Genomic DNA, 25,717 nt, shown 5'->3' on the forward strand with positions numbered 1-25,717 from the left:
ATTTTGTTTTTGGACAGGGGTTCGATCCCCCTCGCTTCCACCATCTTGCTTTAAATTTCTCTTAATTTTTACTCACTTTTAAAATAATATAAACTAAGATAACACAACTCATATAAACAAAGGAGAGGGATATGTTTTGGGAATTTGATGGTGTTGGTAGCTTTAACGAAGGCTTTGCTAGTGTTAAAAAAGATGGCAAATGGGGATATATAAACACCAAAGGTGAGCAAGCCATAGAGTGTAAATTTGATGATGCTCGGTATTTTCACGAAGGTCTTGCTGCTGTTCAAAAAGACGGCAAAAGGGGCTATATAAACACCAAAGGTGAGCAGATCGTAGAGTGTAAATTTGATAGTGTTAGTGATTTTAACGAAGGCTTTGCTAGTGTTAAAAAAGACGGCAAATGGGGATATATAAACACTAAAGGTGAGCAAGCCATAGAGTGTAAATTTGATTATGTTTGGTTTTTTAGCGAAGGTCTTGCTTCGGTTCAAAAAGACGGCAAATGGGAATATATAAACACCAAAGGTGAGCAAGCCATAGAGTGTAAATTTGATTATGTTTGGTTTTTTAGCGAAGGTCTTGCTTCGGTTCAAAAAGACGGCAAATGGGGATATATAAACACCAAAGGCGAACAGATCATAGAGTGTAAATTTGATGATGCTTGGGGTTTTAACGAAGGTTTTGCTGCTGTTCAAAAAGATGACAAGTACGGATATATAAACACCAAAGGTGAGCAAGCCATAGAGTGTAAATTTGATGTTGCTTTGGGTTTTAACGAAGGTCTAGCTCCAGTATATAAAGATGGCAAGTATGGATATATAAACACCAAAGGTGAGCAGATCGTAGAGTGTAAATTTGATGATGCTTATTATTTTAGTGAAGGTTTTGCTTGGGTTGAAAAAGATGGTAAATGGGGTTATATAAATACCAAAGGATGTTTTGTCATTTTTGACAAAAGCAAAAATGAGATAGAGGTGTTTGATAAGGTTATAGACAGGTCAAATAACACTTTCTACTTATCACGACTAGATAATAAATTTGGACTTTTGGATGAAAACTTTAATGTCGTTATCAAAAATAGCATTTATGGTAAATTTGAGGTGCTTCAAAGGATAAATAAAACTACTTTTTTGATAAAAATAGCAGAGCGAGAACTCTTTGTGGATAGCGAAGGAAATTTCAGATAGCCTAGCTACAAAAAGCTTTGCCAGCCAGTTAAATTTAGCTCTGGCTGGCTTTTTATCTAAGTTTTGTCTCAAAAAATGCACTAAAAAGCGAGTTTATACCTTGCTTTGTAAATTTCTCCATTATCTTTTCGAGCTGCGGTTTTTCTTGCCAGACTGGCTCATCTACGAGGCTCATTTTAGCTAGCTCATTTTGAGCGTCTATGTAGCTGCCAAGGCTGTCAATTAGCCCCATCTTTAGGGCATTGTGCGCCAAAAAGACCCTTGCGTTTGCCCACTCGTCTTTTTTGTTGATGTCTAAATTTCTAGTCTCCGCCACGTCGCTTACAAAGAGCATGTAAGCGTCATTTACGAGCCCTTGCAAGCTCTCACGCTCTTGCTTGCTCCAGCTCCTCATAAAGGTGCCAGCCTCTTTAAACTCGCCAGCCTTCACCACCTGCTCACTCACGCCTAAATTTTTGGCTAAATTTTCGATGTTTGCCCCTTGCATGATGACGCCGATAGAGCCTATGAAAGCGCCCGGGTTTGCAATGATAGTACCAGCATTTACGCCAGCGTAGTAGCTGCCGCTTGCCATGTTGCCAGCTGCGTATGCGAGCACCTTTTTGCTCTCTTTTAGCCTCTTGACCGCCATGGCTAATTCCACGCTAGGGCTTAGCGCACCGCCTGGGCTGTCGATGTAGAGCAGCACGCCTTTGATGTTGCTATCAAGCCTTGCTTTTTCGAGCGCATCTAAAATTTCGCTTGTATCCATTATCGTGCCAGTGATGTCAATGCGGGCTAAATTTGGCTCTTTCATCTTGCCATCTGGCGCGAAAATAAAAAATAAGATGAGTAAAAATATGAGCGCCTTAAAGTAGTTATTAATAAATTTAAAAATTCCCAAAATTCCTCTAAAAATAAGCCTTAAAATTTGCAAATTTTGCCTCCGATATATAGTTTTTTAGCCTCGTTTGTGTGAAGTATGAGCTGAAGTATTAGCTCGCTATCATCGCACTCTAGGTCGTTATAGACTGCGATATCAGCTGCGCGTCCAGCCCTTATCTCGCCGTTATTTGTCCTAAGTGCTTTTGCACCCCCATGCGTTGCAGCGACAAAAAGCCTGGTGGCAAGCTCGTTTAGATCAAGGCTAGCGTGGGTAAAAAGGGCGGCTCTTAGCTCATGCCAGAAATTTAGGCTGATATTTGAGCTAAGGCCGTCTGTGCCGATGTTTAAGTTGACATCATTTTTAAAAATTTCTTTTAAATTTAGCGCCTTTTTGCCAAGTAGCCTATTTGAAACGGCGCAGTGCGTCACGCTGTGATGAGACTCAAATTTAGCAAAATCGCTCACATAAACGCAGTGCGTAAATAGTGTATTTATCTCACGAAACATCTCAAAATAGCTATCCGCGTCATACATCGGCTTTGGATCTTGGCTAAATCTTAAAAGATGCTTTTTAAAGCCACCGCTGCCGTGCTCTAGCCACTGCTTTTCAGCATTGCTCTCTAAAAAGTGCGTGCTAACAAGAATATCGTCTTTTTTAGCTATCTCAAGGGCAGCTTTGGCGAGCTTTGGATGCACAGAGTAGGGCGAGTGCAGCGAGATAGCTGGGGTGAAATTTTTACTTTTATAGCCTTTTACTTTCTCAAATTTAGCTAAGAAATTTTGCAAATTTTGGTGGGTCATTTGCTCGCTTGAGCCCAAAATCTCACTAAAAAGTACGACTTTTAGCGGACTAGCGGCTAAAATTTCAAGCTCCGAGCCAAAGCTAGATATCTCGCCAATGGCACAAACTCCGCTTTTTAGCAGCGAATTTATAGCTTCATTCATCGCTTTTTTAGCGTCCATCTTGGCTAGCTCGCCACCTTTATCGACGATAGAGCCAAGCCACTTTATGAAATCACCATATTTTAGTGTGCTAACGTTTGAGCTAAATTCCAAATGAACGTGCGTATTTACAAAGGCTGGGGCGATCACACTATCACTAAAGTCACAAATTTTCGCCTCTTTAAATTTCTCAATCGCTGCTTTTTCGCTTAAAATTTCTAAAATTTTATCGTCCTCGATGACAACACAAGAATTTCTTAAAATTTTTGGATTTTCTCCGCCGGTGATTATTTTTTTTGCTTTTAGAATTTCCATTTTTGGCCTTAAATTTTTGTTATTGTAGCGAAAATTTAGGAACGAAAATGTATAATTTAGGCTATTTAATCAAAAAGGAGTGACATGGATAAGAAGCTAAAAATAATGGTTATCCAAGGCCCAAATATCAACATGCTTGGCGCTAGAGAGCCAGGAATTTATGGTGTTATGAAGATGGAGGACATCCACTCTCAAATGAAGATCGTTGCCGATCAAAATGACGTTGAGATCGAGTTTTTTCAAAGCAACCTTGAGGGCGAGCTAGTCGATAAGATCCAAGAGTGCTTGGGCGATGCTGACGGCATCATCATAAATCCAGCTGCTTATACTCACACATCAATAGCTATTCGTGACGCGCTAAGTGCGGTTGCGCTGCCAGTTATCGAGGTGCATATTAGCAACGTTTATAGAAGAGAAGAGTTTCGCCACAAAAGCCTCATCGCACCAGTTGCAGCAGGCCAGATCGTGGGCTTTGGACCAGTTGGCTATCATTTGGCGATGATAGGCATGCTTCAAATTTTTGAGCAAATCAAAGCAGTAAGAGCAAATCAAAAAGCACAATGAATTTCATCTTAAAGGACGAAAATGCCGTATTTTACGAGTGCGGTTATAGCTGCGATAATGAGTTTTTGCTATGCCTTGATGGCGTAAAATACTTTTTTACGGATGCGAGGTACTATTTTGAGGCAAAAAGCTGTGTAAATACAGGTGTAGTCGTTCTTTTAGCGCAGAGAAATTTAATAAACGAGGTTAGGGCGTTTTTAAGAAAGATGAAGCCAAGCGCCATCGTTTTTAACCCTGATGAGCTAAGTTTAAGCGAATTTAACGCACTTAGCAAAGGTTTTAAGATAAATTTTAAGCCAAAGTCAAATTTTTCTAGGCTAAAGAGAATTTGCAAGAGCGAAGATGAGATAAAAATTTTAAAAAAAGCTAGTGAATTTGGAGCAAAATGCTTTGATGAATTTGCCAAATTTGTCCGTGAAAATGGCGAAGGGATGAGCGAAAAAGAGCTTCATTTTAACGCCTCACTCATCTTTAGGCAAAAAAACGAGCTAGGTCTTAGCTTTGATCCGATCGTAGCGATAAACGAAAATGCCGCAAAGGCACATGCGCTACCAGGGGATAAAATTTTAAAAAAGGGCGATTTGCTGCTACTTGACGCTGGGGTTAAATTTATGCGTTACTGCTCTGATCGCACTAGAACTGCTTGCTTTGATGAAAATTTTAACTTCTCAAAGGAGCAAAAATTTAAAAACGCAAAGATGCAAGAAATTTACGAGATCGTAAAAGAGGCTCAGGCTGCTGCGATAAAGGTCGCAAGAGCTGGCGTTAGGGCGTGCGAGATAGACCTTGCAGCAAGAAACGTGATAGCAAAGGCTGGATATGAAAAGGCCTTTTTTCATTCGACAGGACACGGCGTGGGTATCGATATACACGAGCTTCCAGTCATCTCAGCAAGGAGCGAAACGCTCATAAAAGAGGGCATGGTCTTTAGCATAGAGCCTGGAATTTATCTAGAAAATGAATTTGGTGTGCGCATCGAGGACGTGGTGGTCGCAAGAGAAAGTGGGTGCAAAATTTTATGAGGCTAGCTGGAGCAAGAAAGATCGTAAAAAGCCGTTTTTGCCCCAGTTTTTTTCATAAAAGAGATGAGTTTAAGTATGAGGCGCTAGTTGGCATGGGTGGCAACATCGGCGATAGCGCAAAGAGGTTTGATAAATTTATAAGAGCGATTACAAGCGATAGCAGGTTTCATGTGGTTGAAGTCTCGCCGATCCTTATAAATGCGGCGTTTGGTTATGAAGCGCAGGATGACTTTAGTAACGCTGTTATAAATTTACAAACATCTATGAGCCCTAGAGAAACTCTAAAAATTTTGGGGCACTATGAGAGTAAATTTAAGCGTATCAGGACATTTAAAAATGCGCCACGCACGCTTGATCTGGATATTTTGTATTTTAGTAAAAAAGTCTATAAAACGCCGCGCCTTATCGTTCCACACCCAGGAGCCGATAAGAGGCTTAGCGTGATCGTGCCACTAGGGCTTATGAGAGGTTAAAAGGATATAAATGGCTACAAAATTTCATACTTTTACAGGCGAGAGCACTATTGAAGCTTTGAAAAAGGCTCAAGAAACGTGCGGCGAGAAGGCCATACTAGTTACTACAAAACAGATTCAAGCCAAAACGATAAACAAAAAGCCGCTTTATGAAATTTTAGTAAGCGTCGAAGAGGACTACGTAAAGCAGCCCACAAAACCAAATACAAAAGCCATAAACTACGAAAATGCCTACTCTAAATTTAACAAAAACTATGAACCTGCTAAGCCAAAATTTGAGATAAAAGAAGAGCCAGCTAAATTTGAGGCAAAGACAGCGTCACCCGAACCTTATGATCCAAACGAGAGCGTGCTTTTAAATATCTCAGCTGCTGCAAAAGAGATAAGCACGATCGCAAATGTAAATATCGATGATGTTAAAGATAAAGAGTCGAGCATACCAAATGGTATGAATAAAAAAATAGACGATGTGGCAAAGCAAGTAAGCGTGCTAAGCGAGAAAATAGGGCTCATAACTGACATGATCTGGGACGAAAAAGCCCCAAATCGCAATAATCTTTCGATCCCGCCAGAGTTTGCTAGCATCTATAAACTCGCAAAACAAAGCGGCATGAAAGAGGAGCATTTAGAGGCGATCATGCAAACTACGCTTGAAAATTTGCCAGTTTCGATGAAAAGCAATCCAACCGCGGTAAAAAGGTACTTCTACTCGCTTTTGCGAAATATGCTACCTTGCAGAAAAGAGCCAAGCGATAAAAAACAACGTATCATGATGCTAGTTGGCCCAACTGGAGTTGGTAAGACTACGACTCTTGCAAAGCTAGCTGCTCGTTTTGCTTACGGCAATGAAAAACGCTATAAAACAGGTATCATCACGCTTGATACATATCGTATCGGAGCGGTTGAGCAGCTATTTCAATACGCTAAAATGATGAAGCTGCCTATTCTCGATGTTATTGAGATAGATGACTTTCAAAATGCTATCAAGCAGCTTAATTATTGTGATGTGATACTTATTGATACGACTGGAAATTCTCAGTATGATAAAGAAAAGCTTGAAAGGCTTGATAAATTTTTAAAGCATAGCGGCGCAAAGATCGATGTAAATTTGGTCCTTTCGGCTGGCTCAAAGGTTGAAGATCTAATAGAAATTTATAATGGATTTTCATTTTTGGATATTGACACGCTGATAATCACAAAATTTGATGAGACAAAAATTTTTGGCAACGTCTTTTCGCTGATATATGAGACAAATACGCCGGTTAGCTACTTTAGCGTAGGCCAAGAGGTACCTGATGATCTTGTGGAGGCAAAGAGCGAATTTTTAGTAGAGTGCGTGTTTGACGGCTTTACAAAGCAAAAGGCTAGCGATGAATAATCAAGCGCAAAAATTACAAAATTTAGTCCAGTCTCAAAGCAAGAGTAAAAATACGCATTTTATTGCGATTACTAGTGGTAAAGGCGGTGTTGGCAAGAGTACGATAAGTGCAAATTTGGCAAATGTTTTATCAAAAAATGGCTACAAAGTAGGGCTTTTTGACGCTGATATCGGCCTTGCAAACCTTGACGTCATCTTAAATGTAAAAATGGGTAAAAACCTGCTTCACGTGCTAAAAGGCGAGTGCAGCCTAAAAGATATCTTGATACCTATAAATAAAAATTTGATCCTCATTCCTGGTGAAAGCGGTGATGAAATTTTGAAATTTAACAATCAATTTTTATTTGAGAGGTTTTTAGACGAGGCGAGCGAGCTTGATGAGCTTGATTTTTTGATCATTGACACTGGAGCTGGCATAGGCGGTAGCACGCAGCTATTTTTAGAAGCGGCTGATGAGGTCGTGGTGGTAACTGTACCTGATCCTGCAGCGATAACTGATGCATACGCTGTCATAAAGATCGTCTCAAGGTTTAAAAATAGTGAGCTTTTGCTTTTAAATATGGTAAAAAATGAAGCAGAAGCGACTAGAATTTATGAAAATATCAAACGTGTTGCTAATGCAAATATCGGGCCTAGCTTAAATTTAGAGCTTATAGGATTTGTGGCTTCTGATAAGAATGTTTCAAGAAGTATAAAACAACGAACGCTTTTTACAGACGACGCTGCTTATGCTGAGCCTAGCGCTCAGATAAAACAGATAGCTTCGAATTTACTTTATAGGTTGGAACGAAAAGTGCTTAACGATGAGCAAAGCAGGAGCTTTGGGGGCTTCTTTAAGCGTTTGATAGAACAATTTTAATGGAGATTGAGCTTTGCGTGCAGAAAATTTTATAGCATTTTTTACGGTTTGTGGTTTTTTTGTAGGTATAGTTTTTACCTTGCTAAAGGTGAGTGAGCCTATCGAAATGCTAGTTTATACACTAGTTATTACTTTGTTTTTTTATCTTATAATTCACATTGTTATCATGAACTACATCGATGTAAAAAGGGCTTTAACTAAAATTTTTGACAAACAAAAACACGAAGAGATCGCAGACTATCTCATCTCTGAGCTAAATACTAGAGAAAAGCGTATGGAAAATATAATGGTAAAAATGACTGCTGAAAATTTTGATTCTGGTAAACGAAATGCACGAGTTAAAGCAAAAGCAGCTTAACGCTTATAAAAATACGATAAAAAAAGAACAAGACGAGATAGTCTTAAAATATATGCCAGCACTGCGTGCAATGGCGTTCAGGCTTAAAGAGAGGTTGCCATCAAGCATAGATACAAATGACCTAATAAGCATTGGTGTTGAAGAGATGATAAAGCTTAGCAGGAAGTATGACAAGGAGCAAAATGACTCTTTTTGGGGTTATGGCAAAAAGAGAATTTATGGCTCTATGCTTGATTATCTAAGGACGCTCGATGTTGTTAGCAGAAGCGATAGAAAACTCGTAAAGAGCATAAATAGCGAGATAGATAACTATTTTAATGAATTTGAAGAAGAGCCAAGCGATGAGTATTTGGCCGAAAAGCTTAACGAAGATATCGAAAAGATAAGAGAGGCAAGAGGCGTTAGCGGTATTATTACTATTTTGCCTATTGATGAGCAAATGGAGCTAATTGGTCAAAATGATGTCGAGAAAAGCATTGAGAGAGAGGATCTCATTTTAAAAATAGAAGAAGCTTTAAAAGATTTTGACGAAAGAGATCAGATGTTGGTTCAGCTTTATTATTATGAAGAGCTAAATTTAAAAGAGATAAGCCAGATCATGAATATCAGCGAGAGTAGAATTTCACAAATTCATAAACGTTTGCTTGATCGTATCAGGCGTAGCTTGGGGGTTTAATGGCTGATATTTTAAGTCAAGAAGAGATAGACGCGCTACTTGAAGTTGTTGATGAAGACGGCGATACGAGTAATATCGAGGTTGAAGAGAGATCGCAAGGCGAACAAAAACAGATTATTATTTATGATTTTAAGCGTCCAAACCGCGTTAGTAAAGAGCAACTCCGTGCGATAAAAGGCATCCATGATAAGCTTGCTAGAAATTTGGCTAGTCAAATTTCAAGCGTGATGAGAAGTATTGTCGAGATAAGACTTCACAGTGTTGATCAGATGACTTATGGCGAATTTTTGATGAGCTTGCCAAGTCCAACGAGCTTTAATGTCTTTTCTATAAAACCGCTTGATGGAAACTGTGTTTTGGAGATAAATCCAAGTATTGCTTTTCCGATGATAGATCGTTTGCTTGGTGGAACTGGTGAAAATTTTGAGGCAAATAGAGAGCTAACCGACATTGAAGTAAATTTGCTTGATGCGGTGCTTAGAATGATCATGCAGCGTCTAAAAGAGAGCTGGTCAATGATAACTGATATGTACCCAAATGTGGAAGCTAAAGAAAGCAGTCCAAATGTTGTACAGATCGTCTCTCAAAATGAGATCGTCATCATGGTCGTTATGGAGATCATAGTTGGCGGATCAAGCGGTATGATAAATTTATGCTATCCAGTCATCTACCTTGAGCCGATACTCTCACGCCTTGCAAACAGAGACATTATGCTTGGCGAAACGAGTGCAAAAAAAAGTAGAAATAAAGAGCTAAAAACACTTATCGGACGAGCAGAAATTTTATATGAAGCCATACTTGGCAAATCGATCATCAGCGTAAATGAGTTTTTAAATTTAAAAGAAGGCGATATTTTAAGGCTTGATAGAGGAGCTGATGATAAGGCGATCGTTTGTATCGATAAAAAAGAAGTTTTCTTAGCTGAAGTTGGGCTTCATAGATTTAGAAAATCTATAAGGATTGAGCAGTTAATACGCTCTGATAAAGATGAGATCAAAAATATCTTAGAAAAATACGAAGAGGAGCGAAAAGCAAAGCTAATGGCGTATGAAGCTAATGAGCGCAAAATGGAAGAAGAAGAGGACGACGAAGATGATGAATGATTTTTTTAATATATTTTCTAATGAATTAAAAGCTACTATCGAAGGACTTACGGGCAGAGCTCCAGAGGTTGGTGAAAGAAATGAATTTGATGCACCAACGCAAAATGGCATAAAACCGCCGGTAGTGATGGCCAATATCTCTTTAAGTGGTGACATCAATGCTAAAACAGAGATAGTATGCACTCCAGTTTTAATAAGTGCCATTAGCGAATGGATGATGGGCGAAGAGGAAATTTCAAAGAATGAAAATTTAGGCAGTGATGAGCTTGACGCTGCAAAAGAGATATTTTCAAACCTTTTTAGCGCCTTTAGTACGTCTTTGGGCGCTCAAAAGGGCATGCCAAAGATAAATTTTGAAGTAATAAATGTAAATTTTTTAGATGAAAATTCTTCGCTTGATTTTAGTGTTTATGAAAAGCTATTTTTATTTAATGTCAAAATCGAAGATCTAAGTGAGCATATCGGTTTTGCTTGTGACCATTCGCTGATGAAATTTTTTGAGCCAACAAAGACTGAAGCACCAGCTGCACCAGCGAGCACCCCTCACGTAGCTAAGGGTGATTTTAGCGCTGAAGAGATGAGAAATATCGGACTTATAATGGACGTTAGGCTGCCTATTCGTGTTCGTATCGGCTCAAAAAGAATGCTTTTAAAAGATGTGCTTACCATGGATATTGGCTCAGTTATCGAGTTAAACCAATTAGCAAACGATCCGCTTGAAATTTTGATCGGCGATAAGGTAATAGCTCTTGGCGAAGTTGTCATAATCGATGGAAACTTTGGCATTCAGATCACTCAGATAGGCTCAAAACGCGAGAGGCTTCAACAGTTAAAATAATGAATAATGAATTAGTTAGCGATCTTTTAAATTTTCCAAACGTCTTAAAATATAAAAATAAAAATGTTACCTTCTTTGGCTCGGCTAGATTTGATGAAGAAAATTTCTACTGCAAAAAGGCTTATGAACTAGCTTATAAGCTAAACGCGCTAGGGTATGCCATCTTAACTGGTGGTGGGGACGGCATAATGAGAGCTGCGAACAAGGGCGCATTTGACAGTGCAAAATCGCCAAGCATAGCCCTAAATGTGAGACTTCCGTTTGAACAAAATACAAACCCTTACGTCACGGCAAAATATCTCTTTTCAAATTTAAGCCCAAGAAAATTTGCACTTACCGATCGTTCAGTCGCATTTGTCGTCTTTCCGGGTGGCTTTGGCACTCTTGATGAACTTTTTGAAATTTTAGTACTTGCTCAAGTTGGTAGCAAAAAAGTAAAAATTTTTCTTTTTGGGAGCGAGTTTTGGCAAGGGCTTGATGAGTTTATAAAAAATACACTAGTTAGCCAAAAAACAATAAAAAAAGAAGATATAAATTTATACAAAATCACCGATGATTTAGAGCTTATCGCAAACGAAATTTTGACTATTTAAAAATAAGATATAAAATATCCGCTTTTAAATTTCAAAGAGGTAAAAAATATGAAAATAATGGTCGCAATGAGCGGTGGTGTAGATAGCACTATGACGGCTAAATTTCTGCAAGAAGCTGGTCATGAAGTGCAAGGTTGCTATATGATGCTACATCAAAAGCCAGGATATCACGAAGAAAATATCAGAAAAGTAAAAAAAGTAGGCGAGTATCTTGGCATAAAGGTGCATATTTTGGATCTGCAGGATAAATTTAATGAGTTTGTCTATGATCCTTTTGTGAAGCTCTATAAAGAGGGCAAGACGCCAAATCCTTGTGCTTTGTGTAATAAATTTATAAAGCTTGGTGCACTGCTTGATTTTGCAAAGGCAAATGGCTGTGAGAAGCTTGCTACTGGGCATTATGTGCAAGTTATTGATGGATTTATCACATGTGCAAAAGATCCTAGCAAAGATCAAAGCTACTTTTTAGCCCAAGTGCCAAAAGAGATATTAAAAGATGTTATTTTCCCGCTTGGGGATAAATTTAAAAAAGATATAAAAGAGCTTGCAAGAAGTGTAAAAGTGCTTGAAGAATTTGCTACGCAGGCAGAAAGTAGTGAAATTTGCTTTGTGGAAGATACTTATATCGAGGTTTTAAATAAGCATTACAATACAAATTTGCCAGGAAATGTGGTTGATAAAGATGGCAAAATAATCGGCCGTCACCAAGGTTATATGCACTATACTATCGGTAAGCGCCGTGGTTTTGAGGTTTTTGGTGCTCATGAGCCACATTTCGTTATAAAGATAAATGCCGATAAAAACGAGATCGTTGTAGGAACAAAAGATGACTTGGCTCAAAAGGTAGTCGAGCTTGAAAACGTAAATTTGTTTATAGATAAAGATAAATTTGAGTGCGAAACCAAGATAAGATATAGAAGCCCTAAACTTGATGCTTTTGTTGAGGTTGATAAAGAGAATAAAACGGCGAAACTAACGCTAAATCAAAATGCACTTGGTGTGGCACAAGGCCAGCTTTGTGTTATGTATGATGGCGATAAGGTTATTGCAAGTGGATTTATAAAAGGCTAGTTTTAGCCTTTTATAAAAATTTATTGGGCTCTGTGCGATTTTTTCTAAATTAAGCTAAAATTTATTGACAAAATATATCTTTTCGTCTATAATACGAGCTCTTTTCAAGTGTTCCGGATTAGCTCAGCGGTAGAGTAGGTGACTGTTAATCACTTGGTCGCTGGTTCGAACCCAGCATCCGGAGCCATTTATATTCAAAAATCCTTTTAAAACCCCGATTTTTACAATGTTTCAAGAGCTTTAAGTTTTCTTAGTTTTATAAAATTTGTTCCCTATTTGTTCCCGAAATTTTTTAATATTCCAATTTCTCGCCATGTTTTCTAAGTCAATCTAAGATGCTTTATTTTTGTTTTTAAAAACAAGAAAACATTTTTTATCCTAAATTACTCTAAAATACTCTAAAGAACCATAGGGTATTAAAAATTTTTCAAAAACTACTCAAAATAGCAAAAGTAAATGAAAAGTACATATAATTAGTTATATAAGAATAAGCAAAAGGAGAAAAATAATATGCTTAATGAACTATATAACGATGTAGAGTACAAAACGCTTCTTGAGCACATATCTTCTAGCCAATATAAAGGAAAGGTGGTTTTAGACAGAAAGCAAACCGCAGGGGTTCTTGGCATCGGCGTATCTACTCTTGATCTTCGTATATCGCAGGGCAGAGATATTCCGCGTTATATAAAGATGGGAGAAGCAAAGAATTCTCGTATAGCGTTTGCGATAACGGACATTGCGACTTATATTTTTCAAAAAAGGGTTAAAACATGCTCTTAATTTCTATAGTAGATAATAAAGAAAAGGACTAAAAATGAGTGATGCTCTTCAAATAGGCGGACACAGCCTAGTTCTTTGTGTAAGAAGCGAATTCTTGACACTCAAAAAGGCTATTATAAGGTATGAGCACAATGTTAGAGAGGTTAAGCACGCCTCTAAGATCGGATATCTTAGAGGCAACAGCCGTAATAATAGATACATAGTGCTTAGCGAATATAACGATAACGGCAATATGCGAGAGATGCCTAATAGCGATAGGGAATTTAGCGATAGAAAGTATATAAAAGCACTCTTGAAAAAATACCACGAAAAAATGAAGGCCGACTACGAAGCCCAAACTAAAATCTATAAAAACGGCAAGGTGGTAAAGAATCGTTGGCGAGAAAATATGGTCGGGTTTTCCGAAATAGTCATAAGTTTCGGCACCGATCGGAATAAAGAATCCAAAGAAGGGCTAAATAAAACCGAAGTAAATTTTATCAACGCTCAGGTCTCGCTCGACAGAGTTAGAAGATTTGCAAACGATTATTGCGCTAAATACGGCGTTAAATGCCTGCTAATCGCTGAGCACAACGATGAGAAAACTAAGCATTATCAGCTTATTTTTACAAATTACCAATTTGAAAATCACAAAAACCTTAGGTTTAACGGCAAAGGCGAGACGTTAAAATTTGGCAGAAGTATGCAAGAAATGGGCGGAGCGGCATTTGAGGGCATAGCAATGCGTGGCGAAATCGGCACTAAGGCAAGACATAAGAATTTAAAACAAATGCACAAAGATGAAAAAGAGTTTAATAATGAGCAAGAGTTTAAAAACAAAATTAGACAATCGATAGTCGATAGAGCAAGGAAGTATATAAAAAAGAAAGAGTCTATGTTTGGCAAAGATTATTTGAGATTAGAAGTCGGAGACGATAAGGCTTTTATAACAAGTCTTACGAATTTGGCTTTAGATCAAATGAAGGACAATATAAACATAGTTACTGATAGCGAATTAAAACAAACGGTCGAGGAACTAACCAATCAGCTTTTAAACAAAGGCGAAGTAATAGCAAAAAATAATCAACTAGAACAATCTAACGAAGAGTTAATCCAAGAAAACGAAAAATTAAAAGAAGCAAACGCAAATCTAAATAATCAAGATGAAATTATAAAAGATAGAAATTTGCAAATAAGCGACCTCTCTGCCGAGCTAATCCAAAAAGATAACGAAAACATTAAACTGCAAAATCAAATAAAAAGCTTTGAAGCAGATAAAGAAAAAATAGAAGAATTAAAGCAAAAAGCAAGTCAAAGCGACATACTAAAAAGCGAGCTTGAAAAAGTCAATCAAGACCTAGAATATAAAGAAAAAACAAATCAATATTTAAAGCAAAGAAACGGATATTTAGAAGCATCCAAAATAAACGAAGAAGCCATAAAGAAAGATAACGATAATAAACAACTACAAATTGTTAAACTACAAACCTCTATAAATAGCAAAAATCGAAAAATATCTGAGCTGGAAGAAGAAGTAAAAGTTAAAGACGAAACGATAGAAAATTTACAGGATAAATTATCTCTATTAGAAAACTTTAAAATGAAGGTTATTGGTTTTATCTCAAAAATAAGCAATCTAATACCGAATTTTAGCAGGTTGCTGGATGACGAACCAAATGAGGTAAAAAATGAGATAAAAGGCAAGATGTATAGTAGGGATGGGATGGAGATATAAGCAAGTTATCGGCAGCGAGAAATCTTTAATAGATTATTATAGAGTAGTACCGGTAGGACAAATTTTATCAAAATGACCAATATGTGATTTTGCTTTCAAAATACGATTTTAAAGACAAATTTAGCCAAAAGAGTAATATGTTAAATTTGCATATTACTTAAATAATTCTTAAAAAAATATACTAATTTTAAAACTAAATTTACATTTGCAGTTGTATAATAATCTCATAATTTTCAGTAATACCAGAAAGGAGCAAAAATGGAAGAGATCGTAAAGACCACCTGTCCATATTGCGGTACGGGCTGCGGCATCGATCTTATCGTGCGAAACGGTAGAATCGTAGATGCCAAACCTAGCAAAGACCACCACGTAAACGACGGCGAGCTTTGCTTAAAAGGAATGTTCGGATGGGAGTTCGTAAACTCTCCTAAACGCTTAAGCCGTCCGATGATGAGAAAGCTAAACGGCGTCTACGACAAGCACGGAGAGCTTGAAGAAGTGAGTTTTGAGGAGGTTTATGATTTTCTCGCGGATAAATTTAAATCCACCGTCGCAAAATACGGCCCAAGCTCGATCATGGGCTTTAGCTCCGCGCGCTCAAATAACGAAGACAACTACGTTTTCCAGAAATTTTTCCGCGCCCAGGGCAGTAACAACGTCGATCACTGCGCCCGTCTTTGACACGCTCCTACAGTGGCAGGTCTTGCCAGCACGCTAGGAAACGGAACGATGACGAACGATTTAGTCGAATTTGCGACCGATACGGACGTATTTTTACTCATCGGTACCAACACGAGCGAGTGCCACCCGATCATCGCTATGCAGATGCAGCGCGGCCTTCAGCGAGGCGCCAAGATGATCGTCGTAGATCCAAAGCGCACCGATATGGCTAAAAAAGCCGATATTTTCTTGCAAATCCCGATCGGAGCGAATATCAAAACGCTAAATACGATGATGCACGTTATCATCGCCGAAAATTTGCAAGATAGCGAGTTTATCGAGAAGTACTCCGAGGGATTTGAATATCTAAAAGAAGCGGTCAAGGACTTTACGCCTGAGCGTTTCGAGCGCGAAACCGGTATAAAAAAAGAGCTCATCATAGAGGCAGCTAGGATGTATGCTAAAGCAGGCGCGGCGGCGATTTGCTACACGATGGGTATCACGCAGTTTAGCGACGGCACGTCAAACGTCTTTTCGCTATCAAATTTAGCCGTTTTAACGGGGAATTTGGGCAAAAAGGGCGCTGGCGTAAACCCTCTGCGCGGTCAAAACAACGTCCAGGGTGCATGCGACATGGGCGCGCTGCCTAACGTCATCCCGGCAGGCGCGGTAAACAGCCCTTACGCACAGGAGCAAGCGCGCAAAGTATGGCACTTTGAGCTAAATCCGGTTCCTGGCTTTAAGCTAACGCAAGCACCCGATAAAATGGATAGCGGCGAGTTAAAAGTCCTCTACGTCTATGGCGAAAACCCCGTAATGAGCGATCCTTGGACCGAGCACTTCGTCCACGCCGTGCACCATCTAGACTGCTTTATCGTGCAGGATCTTTTCTTTACCGAGAGCGCGCACAAGGCCGATGTGGTGCTACCTGCCGCGGGCTGGGGCGAGAAGGACGGAACCTTTATCAACACCTCTCGCCGCGTCCAACGCACTCGCAAAGCTAGCGAGCCTGTTAACGGCGTGGAGCCTGATTGGAAGGTCGTTTGCAACATCGCAAACCGCATGGGACTAGAGGGGTTTGATTTTGCGAGCCCTGAGCAAATTTGGAACGAGCTAAGGGAGCTTATGCCTAAATTTTTCGGTGGTATCAGCTACTATAGACTAGGCAAGCTAGGAGGTATCAGCTGGCCGTGCCCAGACGAGGAACACCCTGGCACGCCGGTACTTTACTCCGATCACAAGTCCATGCTGCCGGGCGGTAAATTCCGCTTTGCGCCGGTGCTTTACTTAGACGATAAAAACGAACGCGCAAAGGCCGAGGCCGAATTTAGAGCCAAGATGAATATCCCGGAGGGCTACCCAGTCGGTAGCGGCGCGCTTAGCGAGGTGCCAGACGAGGTATATCCGTGCCTATTTACGACCGGACGCAAGGTCTATCACTACCACACCGGCACGATGACTAGAGAGTGTCCGGCTCTTGAATACGGCGCGGGTATCGAGGGCGCGCTCATCGAGGTAAGTCCCGATATCGCTCGCGAGAGGGAGCTGGAGGAGGGCTGCTACGCGCTCGTACAAAACAAACGCGGCCAGATCGCCGCCAAACTGCGCGTAAATCCGGATCTAAAAGAAGGCACGATATTTACGACCTTCCACTACAGCGAGGCCGACGGTAACGAGCTAGCAAACGCGGGCGATCCAGATCCGCTCTCGGGCATCACGCCGCTAAAGATGACGATAGCAAATATCAGGCGTCTAAGCGAAGAGGAATTTATCAAATTTAGAGAGCAAAACGAGATGTCGATGCACTCGGCAAATCCGTATTTATCGCCCGTTAGAGCGTAAATTTAGGGCGGGAGACCGCCCTTTTTCTACTTAAATTTATCCATTTTTATTTTAAATTTGCCAGCATTCAAATTTGACGAACTATCCATAGAAGCATGAGTTAAATTCGACGCAGCCAAACCGCGTAAAATTTGATGAGATTACTCGCCCCCGCAATCTCGGCAAGAGCGAGCTAAATTTTAAGATTTTATTTTAAGCCTATCGCCAGCATAGTAGGCGAGCTTCCAAGTCAGAGTTTGCTTTAGGTCTTTAAAGCCGTAGCCGCGTGCCTTGACCCTATCGCCGTAGATCTTCTCTATCATTGCAGATTCGCCTACTAGCAGCGCCTTTGTCGAGCACATTGCGGCACAAACCGGCACTTTGCCTTCGGAAATTCTATCCTGGCCGTACTCTTCGCGCTCGGCTTCGCTATTTGTCGGTAGCGGACCGCCTGCACACATCGTGCACTTATCCATCGAACCTTTGGCGCCGAACACTCCATCGCGCGGGAACTGAGGCGCGCCGAACGGACACGCGTATAGGCAGTATCCGCAGCCGATGCAGATATCTTTGTCGTGTAGCACTACGCCGTCGGCTCTGATATAAAAACAATCAACCGGGCAAACCAGCGAGCACGGCGCGTCCTCGCAGTGCATGCAGGCTATCGAGGTTGAAATTTCCTTACCTGGTACGCCTTCGTTTAGCGTGATGACGCGGCGGCGGCGGATGCCAAGAGGCAGCTCGTGAGCCTCGTCGCAAGCTACCGCACAGCCGTTACAGTCGATACATCTATCGTCGTCGCAGTAAAATTTAAGTCTATTGTTATCGTTAAATTCGCTCATTTTACGCCTTTTCTATGCGGCATAGACCGCTTTTGGTTTCAGGAATCTGAGTGTTTATATCATATCCGTAGTTGGTGACGGTATTTGCGCTCTCGCCTACCGCATAAGGCTTGGTGCCTTCCGGGAAATTACCCGTCATATCAACGCCTTGCATATAACCCGCATAATGAAACGGCATAAAGATGGTGTCGAGTTTAACGGACGGTACCACTCTAGCACGCACCTTAACCTTAGTACCTTCAGGCGAATGAACCCAGATGAAATCCCAGTTTTTAATGCCGTGTTTAGCCGCAAGCTCAGGGTGGATATCTGCAAACATCTCAGGCGTCAAGCGGCTTAGATACATACTAGCTCTAGTCTCCATGCCCGCGCCGCTAAAATTTACGAGGCGAGCCGTCGTGAGGATGATAGGAAACTCTTTTGAGTAGTCCTTTGCTAGCTGGACGGATTTAAATTTCGTATCGACGCGGTTTTGAAGTTTCTTGTCCTCAAAGCTTGGATACTTTTGCGCTAGATCAAATCTAGGCGTATGAAGCGGCTCTCTGTGAAGAGGAATTTGATCCGCAAAAGTCCAAACGATCGTCCTAGCTCGCGCGTTGCCGTACGGAGCGATGTTTTTCTCCATGCATTTTTTAGCGATGATATTACTATCGTCATGTATCCAGCTACCGCCTATTTTAGCCTTTTCATCCTCGGTTAGCGTGATGCCTAGCACTTTTTCGATGTTATCTTTTTTGATCTCCGGATATCCGCCCTTGACAAACGAATCTACAGGCGCGCTACCGTCTGCGGCTAATTGGCTAACTCCGTTATGCTCTAAGCCGAAGCGGTTTCTAAAACCCATACCGCCTTGTCTAACGGATTTGTTTATGTCGTAGAGTATCGGGCTGCCCGGATGATCCTCCGTCCAGCACGGCCACGGCAGACCGTAGTACTCGCCTTCGACTACGGTGCCCGGTTTTCCTAGACTCGTTTTTTCGTCAAATTTATCCCAGTTTTCTTGGTGCTTTTTGAGCCTTTCGGGAGTCCAACCCGTCATGCCGATAGTTTTAATTATATTTGCGATCTCGCGCGTAGCGACTTCAGGCCACTCGATCTTGCCTTCAGCGTCCCTGATCGTGCGCGTTAGCTCGTCATAGTAGCCTAGTCTTTTGGCAAGCTCGAATAAAATTTCGTGATCGGGCATGCTCTCAAAAAGCGGCTCTACGACCTGGCTTCTCCACTGGCCGCTGCGGTTTGTGGCTACGACCGTACCGCTGGTTTCAAACTGTGTCGCCGCAGGCAGTATATAGACGTCGTCTTTTTTGTCCGTTATCACGCCGGCATCGTTTACGAAAGGATCTACTAGAACCAAAAGCTCAAGCGCATCTAGGCCCTCTTTTACTTTTACTTGTTGCGCGGTAGAGGTGATACCGTTGCCGATTACTACTAAGGCTTTTATACTGTCGCCGGCATTATCTACGGCTTCGTTGCCGTTTTTACCGTCAAGCACGCCTGCCCACCATTTTGATAGCGTAAATCCGGGCTTAAACATCATTTCAGGCTTAACGAAATTCTTTTGGAGCCATTCAAAATCAACCTTCCACATCTTAGCGAAGTATTTCCAGTTGGCTTCGTTTTTTGGATAGTATCCGGGCAACTCGGTCGGCAAATTCGCCATATCCGTCGCGCCTTGAACGTTGTCGTGACCGCGCAGAATATTACAGCCGCCGCCTGATACGCCCATATTTCCTAGCACTAGTTGCAGGATCGGAGCGATACGAGTGTTTGAGCTACCTATGGTGTGCTGAGTTAGACCCATCGCCCAAACGACCGATCCCGGGCGATTTTTGGCGTAAACTTCGGTTATCTCAAGAAGCGTCTCTTTTTTGATCCCGCAAACATCGGCCACGACTTCGGGCGTCCATTTGGCAGCCTCTTGGCGGATCAGATCCATACCGTAGACGCGGTCGTTTATAAATTCCTTATCTTCCCAGCCGTTTTGAAAGATGATATTCATCATGCCATACATAAAAGGTATATCCGTGCCGGTACGAATTTGAGCAAAATAATCAGCCTTAGCCGCAGTTCTCGTGTATCTTGGATCGACCACGATTAGCTTTGCGCCGTTATTTTCCTTCGCTTTTAGAAAATGTCTAAAGCCGACCGGGTGATTTACCGCCGGATTTGCGCCCACTATAAAGATAGACTTCGCGTTTTGGATATCTCCAAGATGATTGGTCATAGCTCCGTAACCCCAAGTATTCGCCACACCGGCGACTGTAGAGCTGTGTCAAAGACGTGCTTGGTGATCTAGGTTATTAGTCCCGAACATCGCTACGAATTTGCTTATATAATAGCTTTGTTCGTTGCAATCTTTTGCAGAGCCTAGAAACATCACTTGTTCAGGGTTTTTCTCGCGATACGCTTTTAATTTGGCGCCGATCTCGTCAAGCGCGTCTTTGTAGCTGATGCGTTTCCATTTGCCGCCTACTTTTTTCATCGGGTATTTCACGCGGCAGTGAGAGCGCACCATATCGATGACGTCGCTGCCCTTACAGCAGTGGCCGCCCGCGCTTACCGGGTGATCTTGGGCTACTTCTTGGCGTACCCAAACGCCGTTTTCTACCTCGGCGCGCACTCCGCATCCAACGGAGCAAACCGTACAAACGGTTTTTACGATTTTAGAGTTTGGAAACGGATTTGCCATTTCTTCTTTTGTGGCGCTTCTAGTTACGCCGCTAGCAGCCAGCCCGCTCATGCCGCCTGCTACGCCTGCTAGCGCGGCCATTTTTAAAAACGATCTTCGCCCGACTGCGTTTGAGTGGGGCATAAGACGTAAATTTGCCTCAGACATATTTATCCTTTCTTAAATTTTATTATTTCGCTTGTTCGTAGTATAGATCCCAGTTTTTGCTTCTTTTATAAAGCACTTCGGTCTTTTTGCTTTTACCGTATTTTAGGTTTGACGCCGCTGCCGTCGCTACTCCGGCCGTAGCCGCTGCCGCGCCGACTAGCCCCGCCTTTTTTAAAAATTCTCGCCTATTTTTTTGCATTTTCTTCCTCCATAGCTTTTATCTTTCTCACTCGGTTTTTTTGTCTTCTTATGGCCTCAGATCTTGAAACTCCGTCCAAAGTCTTTTTGTTTTTGCCTTGATTTATAGGACGCGGCGCGCTTAAAACTACGCGCTCAAACTCTATAAATCCTTGCAAAAGCACTGCGACGTCTTTATAAATTTCGCTGCTTTCGTGGTTAAAAAGACTCTCTATAAACTCGTCGATATTTGGGTTTATGATCTCTTTAAAAAGCTGCTCCTCAAGCTCGCCGTATAGCTCCAGCTCGCTCTCTCGCGCGATAAATTCGCTCATTAGCGCAAACACGAAACCCACGTTGTCTTCGTTTTCTTTAAATTTAGCCTCGTCGCGCCTAATGTCTGTGCGGGCTAAAATTTTACGCACTTTTGCGCAGGCGTGTCCGACCTCGTAGCCCTCGTCGTAGTAGGACAGCGAGTTTCTAAGCGGACTTGGCAGAGCGTGGAAAATTTCATCGAATTCATCCGCTAAATTTTGTGAATTTTTTTCGTCGAATTTTGCCTGTATGCGCATTATCGCGGCGGCCGATTCTTCGTTTAGGGTGTATGCCAAGGCAAGGCCCAGCATCGCGTTTACGCCGCTAAATCTATCATCGCCTTGGCTAAAAACGAAAAAATGCGAAAATAGCGAGTAGTAAAGCCCACGTCCCGCCGCAAATTTGCCCTTGCTAGTCATCGCCTTCCTTTATCATTTTTGTCTATTTTTTTGAGATTTTTCTCGATTGTGAAACTATACTACTTTTTGGCTTATTTCTTATACTTAAAAAAAAATAAATCAAAAAAATTAATATATGCTTAAATATGCCTTAGTTGCATATTGCTTACGGCGAATTTTAGGAGGTAAAATAAATATGAAATTTCAGCATATATATTGCATTTACGCTTCATTTTGATGTTTACTTTTAACTAGGCTCTTTTAACGGGCGTTAAACGAGTCTAAATTTAAAATTTGAAGCGAAATTTGCAAAATTTCAGGGCTCACTCAAGCCCCAAAAACGCTTCCTCGTCAAATTTAAAATAAATATTTTCGCCGACTCTAAAATTTTGCGAATTAGGCGCCAGGGTTTTTATCAAAAAGTCGCCGACTTTGATTTTCACCAAAAGCTCTTTGCCAAGATAGAGCGAAACCGAGTGCAAGATGCCGCCCAAATACCCATCTATCGGCGTTTTGCTTAGCATTATTTTGCTTGGATTTACGGCGATCTTTACGGCGTTACGTAAATTTTGCGGCAAATTTACGCTCGCGTTTTCGTCAAATTTTAAAACCCCGCCATGCGCGTCAAAAATATTTTTGTACTCAAATTCGCACACGCGGCCCTTGTGTAAAAAGACGTTTTCTTCGGCGACCGCGCTTAGCCATTTGTCGTCGTGGCTAGCGATCACAAAGCCGCAGCCGTATCTTTGCCGCATATAAAGCACCGCCTTGCCGAAAAGCTTTGAGGTGCCCACGTCCACGCTGTTTGTCGGCTCGTCGAGTAGATATAGCCGCGATCTGAGCGCCAAATTTAACGCAAAGCTAACGCGCTGCGTCTGCCCTGAGCTTAGCTCAAAGTGGCGCTTGTTTAAAAAGCTCTCGTCAAGCCCGACTAAATTTAACGCCTCGCTCGCTCGCTCGTCAAATTCCGCTAGCACTCCGCGGCTTTTTAAAACGGCTTTAAAATTTTCCCTCACGGAGCGTTTTAAAAGCGCGGGTTCTGGTAGCAAAACGCTAACGTCGCGCAGTAAATTTAGACTCGGCGCGCTGCTTCCCCACAGCCGCACTTCGCCGCTAGTGGGCTTTTGTAAAAACGAAATCACTCGCATAAGCGTGCTTTTGCCGCTGCCGTTGCTGCCCGTTAGCGCGGTAATTTTGCTAACGTCGATATCAAGGCGCGGGATGTTTAAAATCTCGCTCGCGCCGTAGTTTAGGCGTAAATTTCTAACGTTTATCACTTTGCGCCTTTCTCGTTAAATTTGCGCAAAGGCTCAAGTTTGACGCGCCTAGACCGCATTTTGCGAGCGTAAAATTTCTAAATTTATCAAATTTCATTTATCCAGCCTTTTTAGCGCGTGTATCGTCAAATTTACGGCAAACGCGATAAAGATAAGCACCAAGGCAAGCGCGATACCCATCGCAAACTCGCCTTTGTTCGTCTCTAGCGACACCGCGGTCGTGATCGTGCGGGTGAAGTATTTGATATTTCCGCCGATCATCATCGCCACGCCGACCTCAGCCACGATGCGCCCGTACGCCGTCGCTACGACCACCATCAAAGCGTATCTTAGCTCGTAAAGCACGCAGCCAACGAGCCTTGGCGGGCTCAGGCGTAAATTTAGGATGGTTAGATAGTGCTTTTTGTCCATATTTTCCACGACGCTAGCGCTTAGCGAGATGATGATAGGTAGTGCTAGCACAAACTGCCCCAGCATCACGGCCTTTAGCGTAAAAAGCAGCCCAAACTCGCCAAACGGGCCGTTTCGCGTGATAAATGCATACAAAATAAGTCCGATCGCAACGGTGGGCATCGCAAGCGCCGTATCGCTGAGCAGTCTCAAAATCCTGCGCCCTTTAAAATCGTAAAATCCCAGCGTAAAGCCTAGCGGAAAACCGACTAAAATCGTAAAAAATATCGAAACGCTCGAAGTGTAAAGCGTCGCCCTGATCGCCGAATACGTTTCCTCATCGCCGCTAAAAAGCAGCCTAAAGGCCTCTAAGAATCCGTTTAGTAGAAAGTCCAAATATTATTTCTCCGTATGTTTATATGGTTAATTTAATATGCTATAATAGCATACTTTTAAAAAAGGAGAAAAATGAAAAAAGTAATATTAGGCTCGCTAATCGCGAGCGTTTTGGCGTTTGCGGGCGATAGCGAACTCATCATGGCTACCACCACCAGCACCGATAACACGGGGCTACTAGACGCGATCTACCCTGCGTATAAGGCAAAAACCGGCGTCGATATCAAATGGACCGCCGTAGGCACGGGCGCTGCTTTAAAACTTGGCGAAAACTGCGATGCGGACATACTTTTCGTGCATTCGCCAAAAGTTGAGAAAGAATTCGTAGAAAAAGGCTTTGGCGTCGAGAGAAAAGCCGTAATGTACAATGATTTCGTCGTTATCGCCGATAAATCTATCGCCGATAAATTTAAAGGCAAAGACATAAAAGAGAGCTTTGAGCTGATCAAAAAAGAGAATATCAAATTTTTCTCTCGCGGCGATAAATCAGGCACTGACAACAAAGAAAAAGGTATCTGGAAAAAAATCATCGGCGAAGTGCCTGAAAAAGACGGCTGGTATATGCAAACCGGCCAAGGCATGCTAGCTACCATCAACGCTGCAGCCGAGCAAAAGGGCGTGACGTTCACCGACCGTGGCACCTACATCAAGTACGAGGACACCAAAAAAGGCGCGCCTGAGATGGTCATCATCAACGAGGGCGACAACGACCTAAAGAACTTCTACTCGCTAATCGCGGTAAATCCGAAGCACTGCGCTAAAGCCGATATCGAAAACGCGAATAAATTTATCGAGTGGGCGACCGGCGAAGAGGGTCAGAAATTTATCGGCGACTTTAAGCTGCTAGACAAGCCGCTTTTCACGCCTGACGCGAATACTCGCAAGAACTAATTTTATTTACGCGCAAATTTGAGTCGAATTTATGGCTTAAATTTGCGTGATACGGGCGCGCTTTGCGCCCTTTTTGTAAATTAAAATTTATTTTTTGCCTCTTCTTCAAATTTAAACTCTCCGACGCTATTTTTCAATACTTCAAAACATTCATTACTAACGGCTTCATCTTTAGTATATGCTTGATATATTGCTTCCCCTTTTTGCTAGATTCTATATCTCTTTGAGGATTAATTATCAGTAGCCACTTTGCACTACCTTGTGTCAAGTTAAAGGTACTTTACTTTTTGTAAACAGGCGTACATATATTTACTATCTCTTTTTCTTCAAGGTATAGTGTTGTATCAAAACAATCCTTATGTTCAGTAAAGTGAGAACTATATGAAGTATAAGCAGTGTTATAAAAATTCATAATAACGAACTTCAAAAACTGATATGGAGTCAATGCAGATGATACTGGTATTCTGCAATTTTTATATTGGCCTATAGTTAAGTGAGAAACCGGATGGATAATAGGTCGGCTTGTCTTCCGCCCTTTACTATCCTTTCCATCATCAAAATCAAATCTTAAAGGCACAGATACTGCTCTTCTATCTAAAATATCACTATAAATTTCATCTTCCAAATAAATGTTGGGTTCGTTTTGAAATATCTCTAAATCCGGTGCAGGGAAAAAAGACAATCGGTTACTCTCTATTTTATCTTTTCTAAATCGATATTGCATCTGTATTAAGGCTCCATCTATCATTTTTATATTAAACATTCTATTTTTATATAACTCTAAATACATATCTGTATATGGAATGCTCTTTAAAAAGATATTATTGTCATAAGTACTCACACTCACCTCTTCAATCCCCTCTGAATATTTCCTTATAGATGGAAAATTTTGATCATCACAAAGTTGGGTTTCAATTATATCGGCTGTTATCCTTTCTATCTGGGTATAAATTTTTTTTGCAGTCAGCATTAGA

The 25,717-nt window shown here is 41.4% G+C and carries 25 protein-coding genes and 1 tRNA gene; 17 read left to right on the forward strand and 9 right to left on the reverse strand.

The window, feature by feature from the left end; genetic code table 11:
- Positions 1-131: 131 nt before the first annotated feature.
- Positions 132-1,190, forward strand: coding sequence for a WG repeat-containing protein (locus F3G69_RS08130; RefSeq protein ID WP_149714953.1), 1,059 nt, complete (start codon positions 132-134; stop codon positions 1,188-1,190).
- Positions 1,191-1,242: 52 nt separating this feature from the next.
- Here the strand turns inward: F3G69_RS08130 and sppA are convergent, their stop codons facing one another.
- Together sppA and mqnF are read right to left on the reverse strand one after the other, a co-directional pair.
- The gene (sppA, locus tag F3G69_RS08135) at positions 1,243-2,106 is read right to left on the reverse strand and encodes a signal peptide peptidase SppA (RefSeq protein WP_149714954.1); all 864 of its coding nucleotides are present in this window, start codon (positions 2,104-2,106) and stop codon (positions 1,243-1,245) included.
- Positions 2,094-3,311, reverse strand: coding sequence for an aminofutalosine deaminase family hydrolase (gene mqnF / locus F3G69_RS08140; protein ID WP_149714955.1), 1,218 nt, complete (start codon positions 3,309-3,311; stop codon positions 2,094-2,096). The genes sppA and mqnF overlap by 13 nt, the downstream gene beginning before the upstream one ends.
- A gap of 84 nt (positions 3,312-3,395) precedes the next feature.
- Between mqnF and aroQ the strand changes: the two genes are divergently transcribed.
- The 15 genes from aroQ to F3G69_RS09645 all read left to right on the forward strand — a co-directional run bounded on the left by aroQ (position 3,396) and on the right by F3G69_RS09645 (position 17,242).
- The gene (gene aroQ / locus F3G69_RS08145; protein WP_004317604.1) at positions 3,396-3,875 is read left to right on the forward strand and encodes a type II 3-dehydroquinate dehydratase; all 480 of its coding nucleotides are present in this window, start codon (positions 3,396-3,398) and stop codon (positions 3,873-3,875) included.
- Complete coding sequence (locus F3G69_RS08150; RefSeq protein ID WP_149714956.1) at positions 3,872-4,897, forward strand: M24 family metallopeptidase; 1,026 nt, start codon at positions 3,872-3,874, stop codon at positions 4,895-4,897. Before aroQ ends, F3G69_RS08150 begins: the two co-directional genes overlap by 4 nt.
- Entirely contained in the window at positions 4,894-5,370 is a 477-nt protein-coding gene (gene folK / locus F3G69_RS08155) for a 2-amino-4-hydroxy-6-hydroxymethyldihydropteridine diphosphokinase (RefSeq protein WP_149714978.1), read from the forward strand. Before F3G69_RS08150 ends, folK begins: the two co-directional genes overlap by 4 nt.
- Positions 5,371-5,380: 10 nt before the next feature.
- On the forward strand, positions 5,381-6,748 hold the full coding sequence (flhF, locus tag F3G69_RS08160) for a flagellar biosynthesis GTPase FlhF (protein WP_149714957.1): 1,368 nt from the start codon (positions 5,381-5,383) through the stop codon (positions 6,746-6,748).
- The gene (locus tag F3G69_RS08165) at positions 6,741-7,607 is read left to right on the forward strand and encodes a P-loop NTPase (protein WP_021090665.1); all 867 of its coding nucleotides are present in this window, start codon (positions 6,741-6,743) and stop codon (positions 7,605-7,607) included. The genes flhF and F3G69_RS08165 overlap by 8 nt, the downstream gene beginning before the upstream one ends.
- Before the next feature lie 13 nt (positions 7,608-7,620).
- Positions 7,621-7,965 carry a hypothetical protein gene (locus tag F3G69_RS08170; protein ID WP_021090750.1) on the forward strand — a complete coding sequence of 115 codons (345 nt, stop codon included), beginning with the start codon at positions 7,621-7,623 and terminating at the stop codon, positions 7,963-7,965.
- A complete protein-coding gene (locus tag F3G69_RS08175) occupies positions 7,937-8,641 on the forward strand; it encodes an RNA polymerase sigma factor FliA (RefSeq protein WP_021090868.1) in 705 nt (234 codons plus the stop codon). Before F3G69_RS08170 ends, F3G69_RS08175 begins: the two co-directional genes overlap by 29 nt.
- On the forward strand, positions 8,641-9,744 hold the full coding sequence (fliM, locus tag F3G69_RS08180; protein ID WP_054196277.1) for a flagellar motor switch protein FliM: 1,104 nt from the start codon (positions 8,641-8,643) through the stop codon (positions 9,742-9,744). Before F3G69_RS08175 ends, fliM begins: the two co-directional genes overlap by 1 nt.
- The gene (fliY, locus tag F3G69_RS08185; protein ID WP_072594737.1) at positions 9,734-10,582 is read left to right on the forward strand and encodes a flagellar motor switch protein FliY; all 849 of its coding nucleotides are present in this window, start codon (positions 9,734-9,736) and stop codon (positions 10,580-10,582) included. Before fliM ends, fliY begins: the two co-directional genes overlap by 11 nt.
- Positions 10,582-11,175, forward strand: a complete 594-nt coding sequence (locus F3G69_RS08190) for an LOG family protein (protein WP_149714958.1) — start codon at positions 10,582-10,584, stop codon at positions 11,173-11,175. The genes fliY and F3G69_RS08190 overlap by 1 nt, the downstream gene beginning before the upstream one ends.
- Positions 11,176-11,223: 48 nt before the next feature.
- On the forward strand, positions 11,224-12,246 hold the full coding sequence (mnmA, locus tag F3G69_RS08195) for a tRNA 2-thiouridine(34) synthase MnmA (RefSeq protein WP_087576724.1): 1,023 nt from the start codon (positions 11,224-11,226) through the stop codon (positions 12,244-12,246).
- A gap of 112 nt (positions 12,247-12,358) precedes the next feature.
- Positions 12,359-12,433 (forward strand) — tRNA-Asn (locus F3G69_RS08200).
- A 323-nt stretch (positions 12,434-12,756) separates the two neighbouring features.
- Positions 12,757-13,026, forward strand: coding sequence for a helix-turn-helix transcriptional regulator (locus tag F3G69_RS08205; RefSeq protein WP_149714959.1), 270 nt, complete (start codon positions 12,757-12,759; stop codon positions 13,024-13,026).
- A 34-nt stretch (positions 13,027-13,060) separates the two neighbouring features.
- Positions 13,061-14,740, forward strand: coding sequence for a hypothetical protein (locus F3G69_RS08210; RefSeq protein WP_103600300.1), 1,680 nt, complete (start codon positions 13,061-13,063; stop codon positions 14,738-14,740).
- 258 nt (positions 14,741-14,998) lie between these two features.
- Positions 14,999-17,242, forward strand: coding sequence for a molybdopterin oxidoreductase family protein (locus F3G69_RS09645; protein WP_410470299.1), 2,244 nt, complete (start codon positions 14,999-15,001; stop codon positions 17,240-17,242).
- A 179-nt stretch (positions 17,243-17,421) separates the two neighbouring features.
- Here the strand turns inward: F3G69_RS09645 and fdh3B are convergent, their stop codons facing one another.
- The 6 genes from fdh3B to tupB form a co-directional block, all read right to left on the reverse strand.
- A complete protein-coding gene (gene fdh3B / locus F3G69_RS08225) occupies positions 17,422-18,063 on the reverse strand; it encodes a formate dehydrogenase FDH3 subunit beta (protein WP_103579577.1) in 642 nt (213 codons plus the stop codon).
- Position 18,064: 1 nt separating this feature from the next.
- Complete coding sequence (locus F3G69_RS08230; RefSeq protein ID WP_149714979.1) at positions 18,065-20,875, reverse strand: molybdopterin-dependent oxidoreductase; 2,811 nt, start codon at positions 20,873-20,875, stop codon at positions 18,065-18,067.
- 46 nt (positions 20,876-20,921) lie between these two features.
- Positions 20,922-21,098 carry a twin-arginine translocation signal domain-containing protein gene (locus F3G69_RS08235; RefSeq protein ID WP_084040950.1) on the reverse strand — a complete coding sequence of 59 codons (177 nt, stop codon included), beginning with the start codon at positions 21,096-21,098 and terminating at the stop codon, positions 20,922-20,924.
- Positions 21,085-21,810 carry a TorD/DmsD family molecular chaperone gene (locus F3G69_RS08240; protein ID WP_149714960.1) on the reverse strand — a complete coding sequence of 242 codons (726 nt, stop codon included), beginning with the start codon at positions 21,808-21,810 and terminating at the stop codon, positions 21,085-21,087. The genes F3G69_RS08235 and F3G69_RS08240 overlap by 14 nt, the downstream gene beginning before the upstream one ends.
- Positions 21,811-22,112: 302 nt before the next feature.
- Positions 22,113-23,066, reverse strand: coding sequence for a tungstate ABC transporter ATP-binding protein TupC (gene tupC / locus F3G69_RS08245; RefSeq protein WP_149714961.1), 954 nt, complete (start codon positions 23,064-23,066; stop codon positions 22,113-22,115).
- 93 nt (positions 23,067-23,159) lie between these two features.
- Positions 23,160-23,852: a tungstate ABC transporter permease TupB gene (gene tupB / locus F3G69_RS08250; RefSeq protein WP_149714962.1), complete on the reverse strand. Its 693-nt coding sequence runs from the start codon at positions 23,850-23,852 to the stop codon at positions 23,160-23,162.
- A gap of 72 nt (positions 23,853-23,924) precedes the next feature.
- Here tupB and tupA point away from each other — a divergent pair, with 72 nt between their 5' ends.
- Positions 23,925-24,743, forward strand: a complete 819-nt coding sequence (gene tupA / locus F3G69_RS08255) for a tungstate ABC transporter substrate-binding protein TupA (protein WP_149714963.1) — start codon at positions 23,925-23,927, stop codon at positions 24,741-24,743.
- A gap of 280 nt (positions 24,744-25,023) precedes the next feature.
- Here tupA and F3G69_RS08260 read toward each other — a convergent pair whose 3' ends face one another.
- Complete coding sequence (locus tag F3G69_RS08260; RefSeq protein WP_149714964.1) at positions 25,024-25,713, reverse strand: DUF2290 domain-containing protein; 690 nt, start codon at positions 25,711-25,713, stop codon at positions 25,024-25,026.
- Positions 25,714-25,717 lie beyond the last annotated feature (4 nt).

The organism is Campylobacter concisus (assembly GCF_902460625.1).
Taxonomy (GTDB): Bacteria; Campylobacterota; Campylobacteria; order Campylobacterales; family Campylobacteraceae; genus Campylobacter_A; species Campylobacter_A concisus_AD.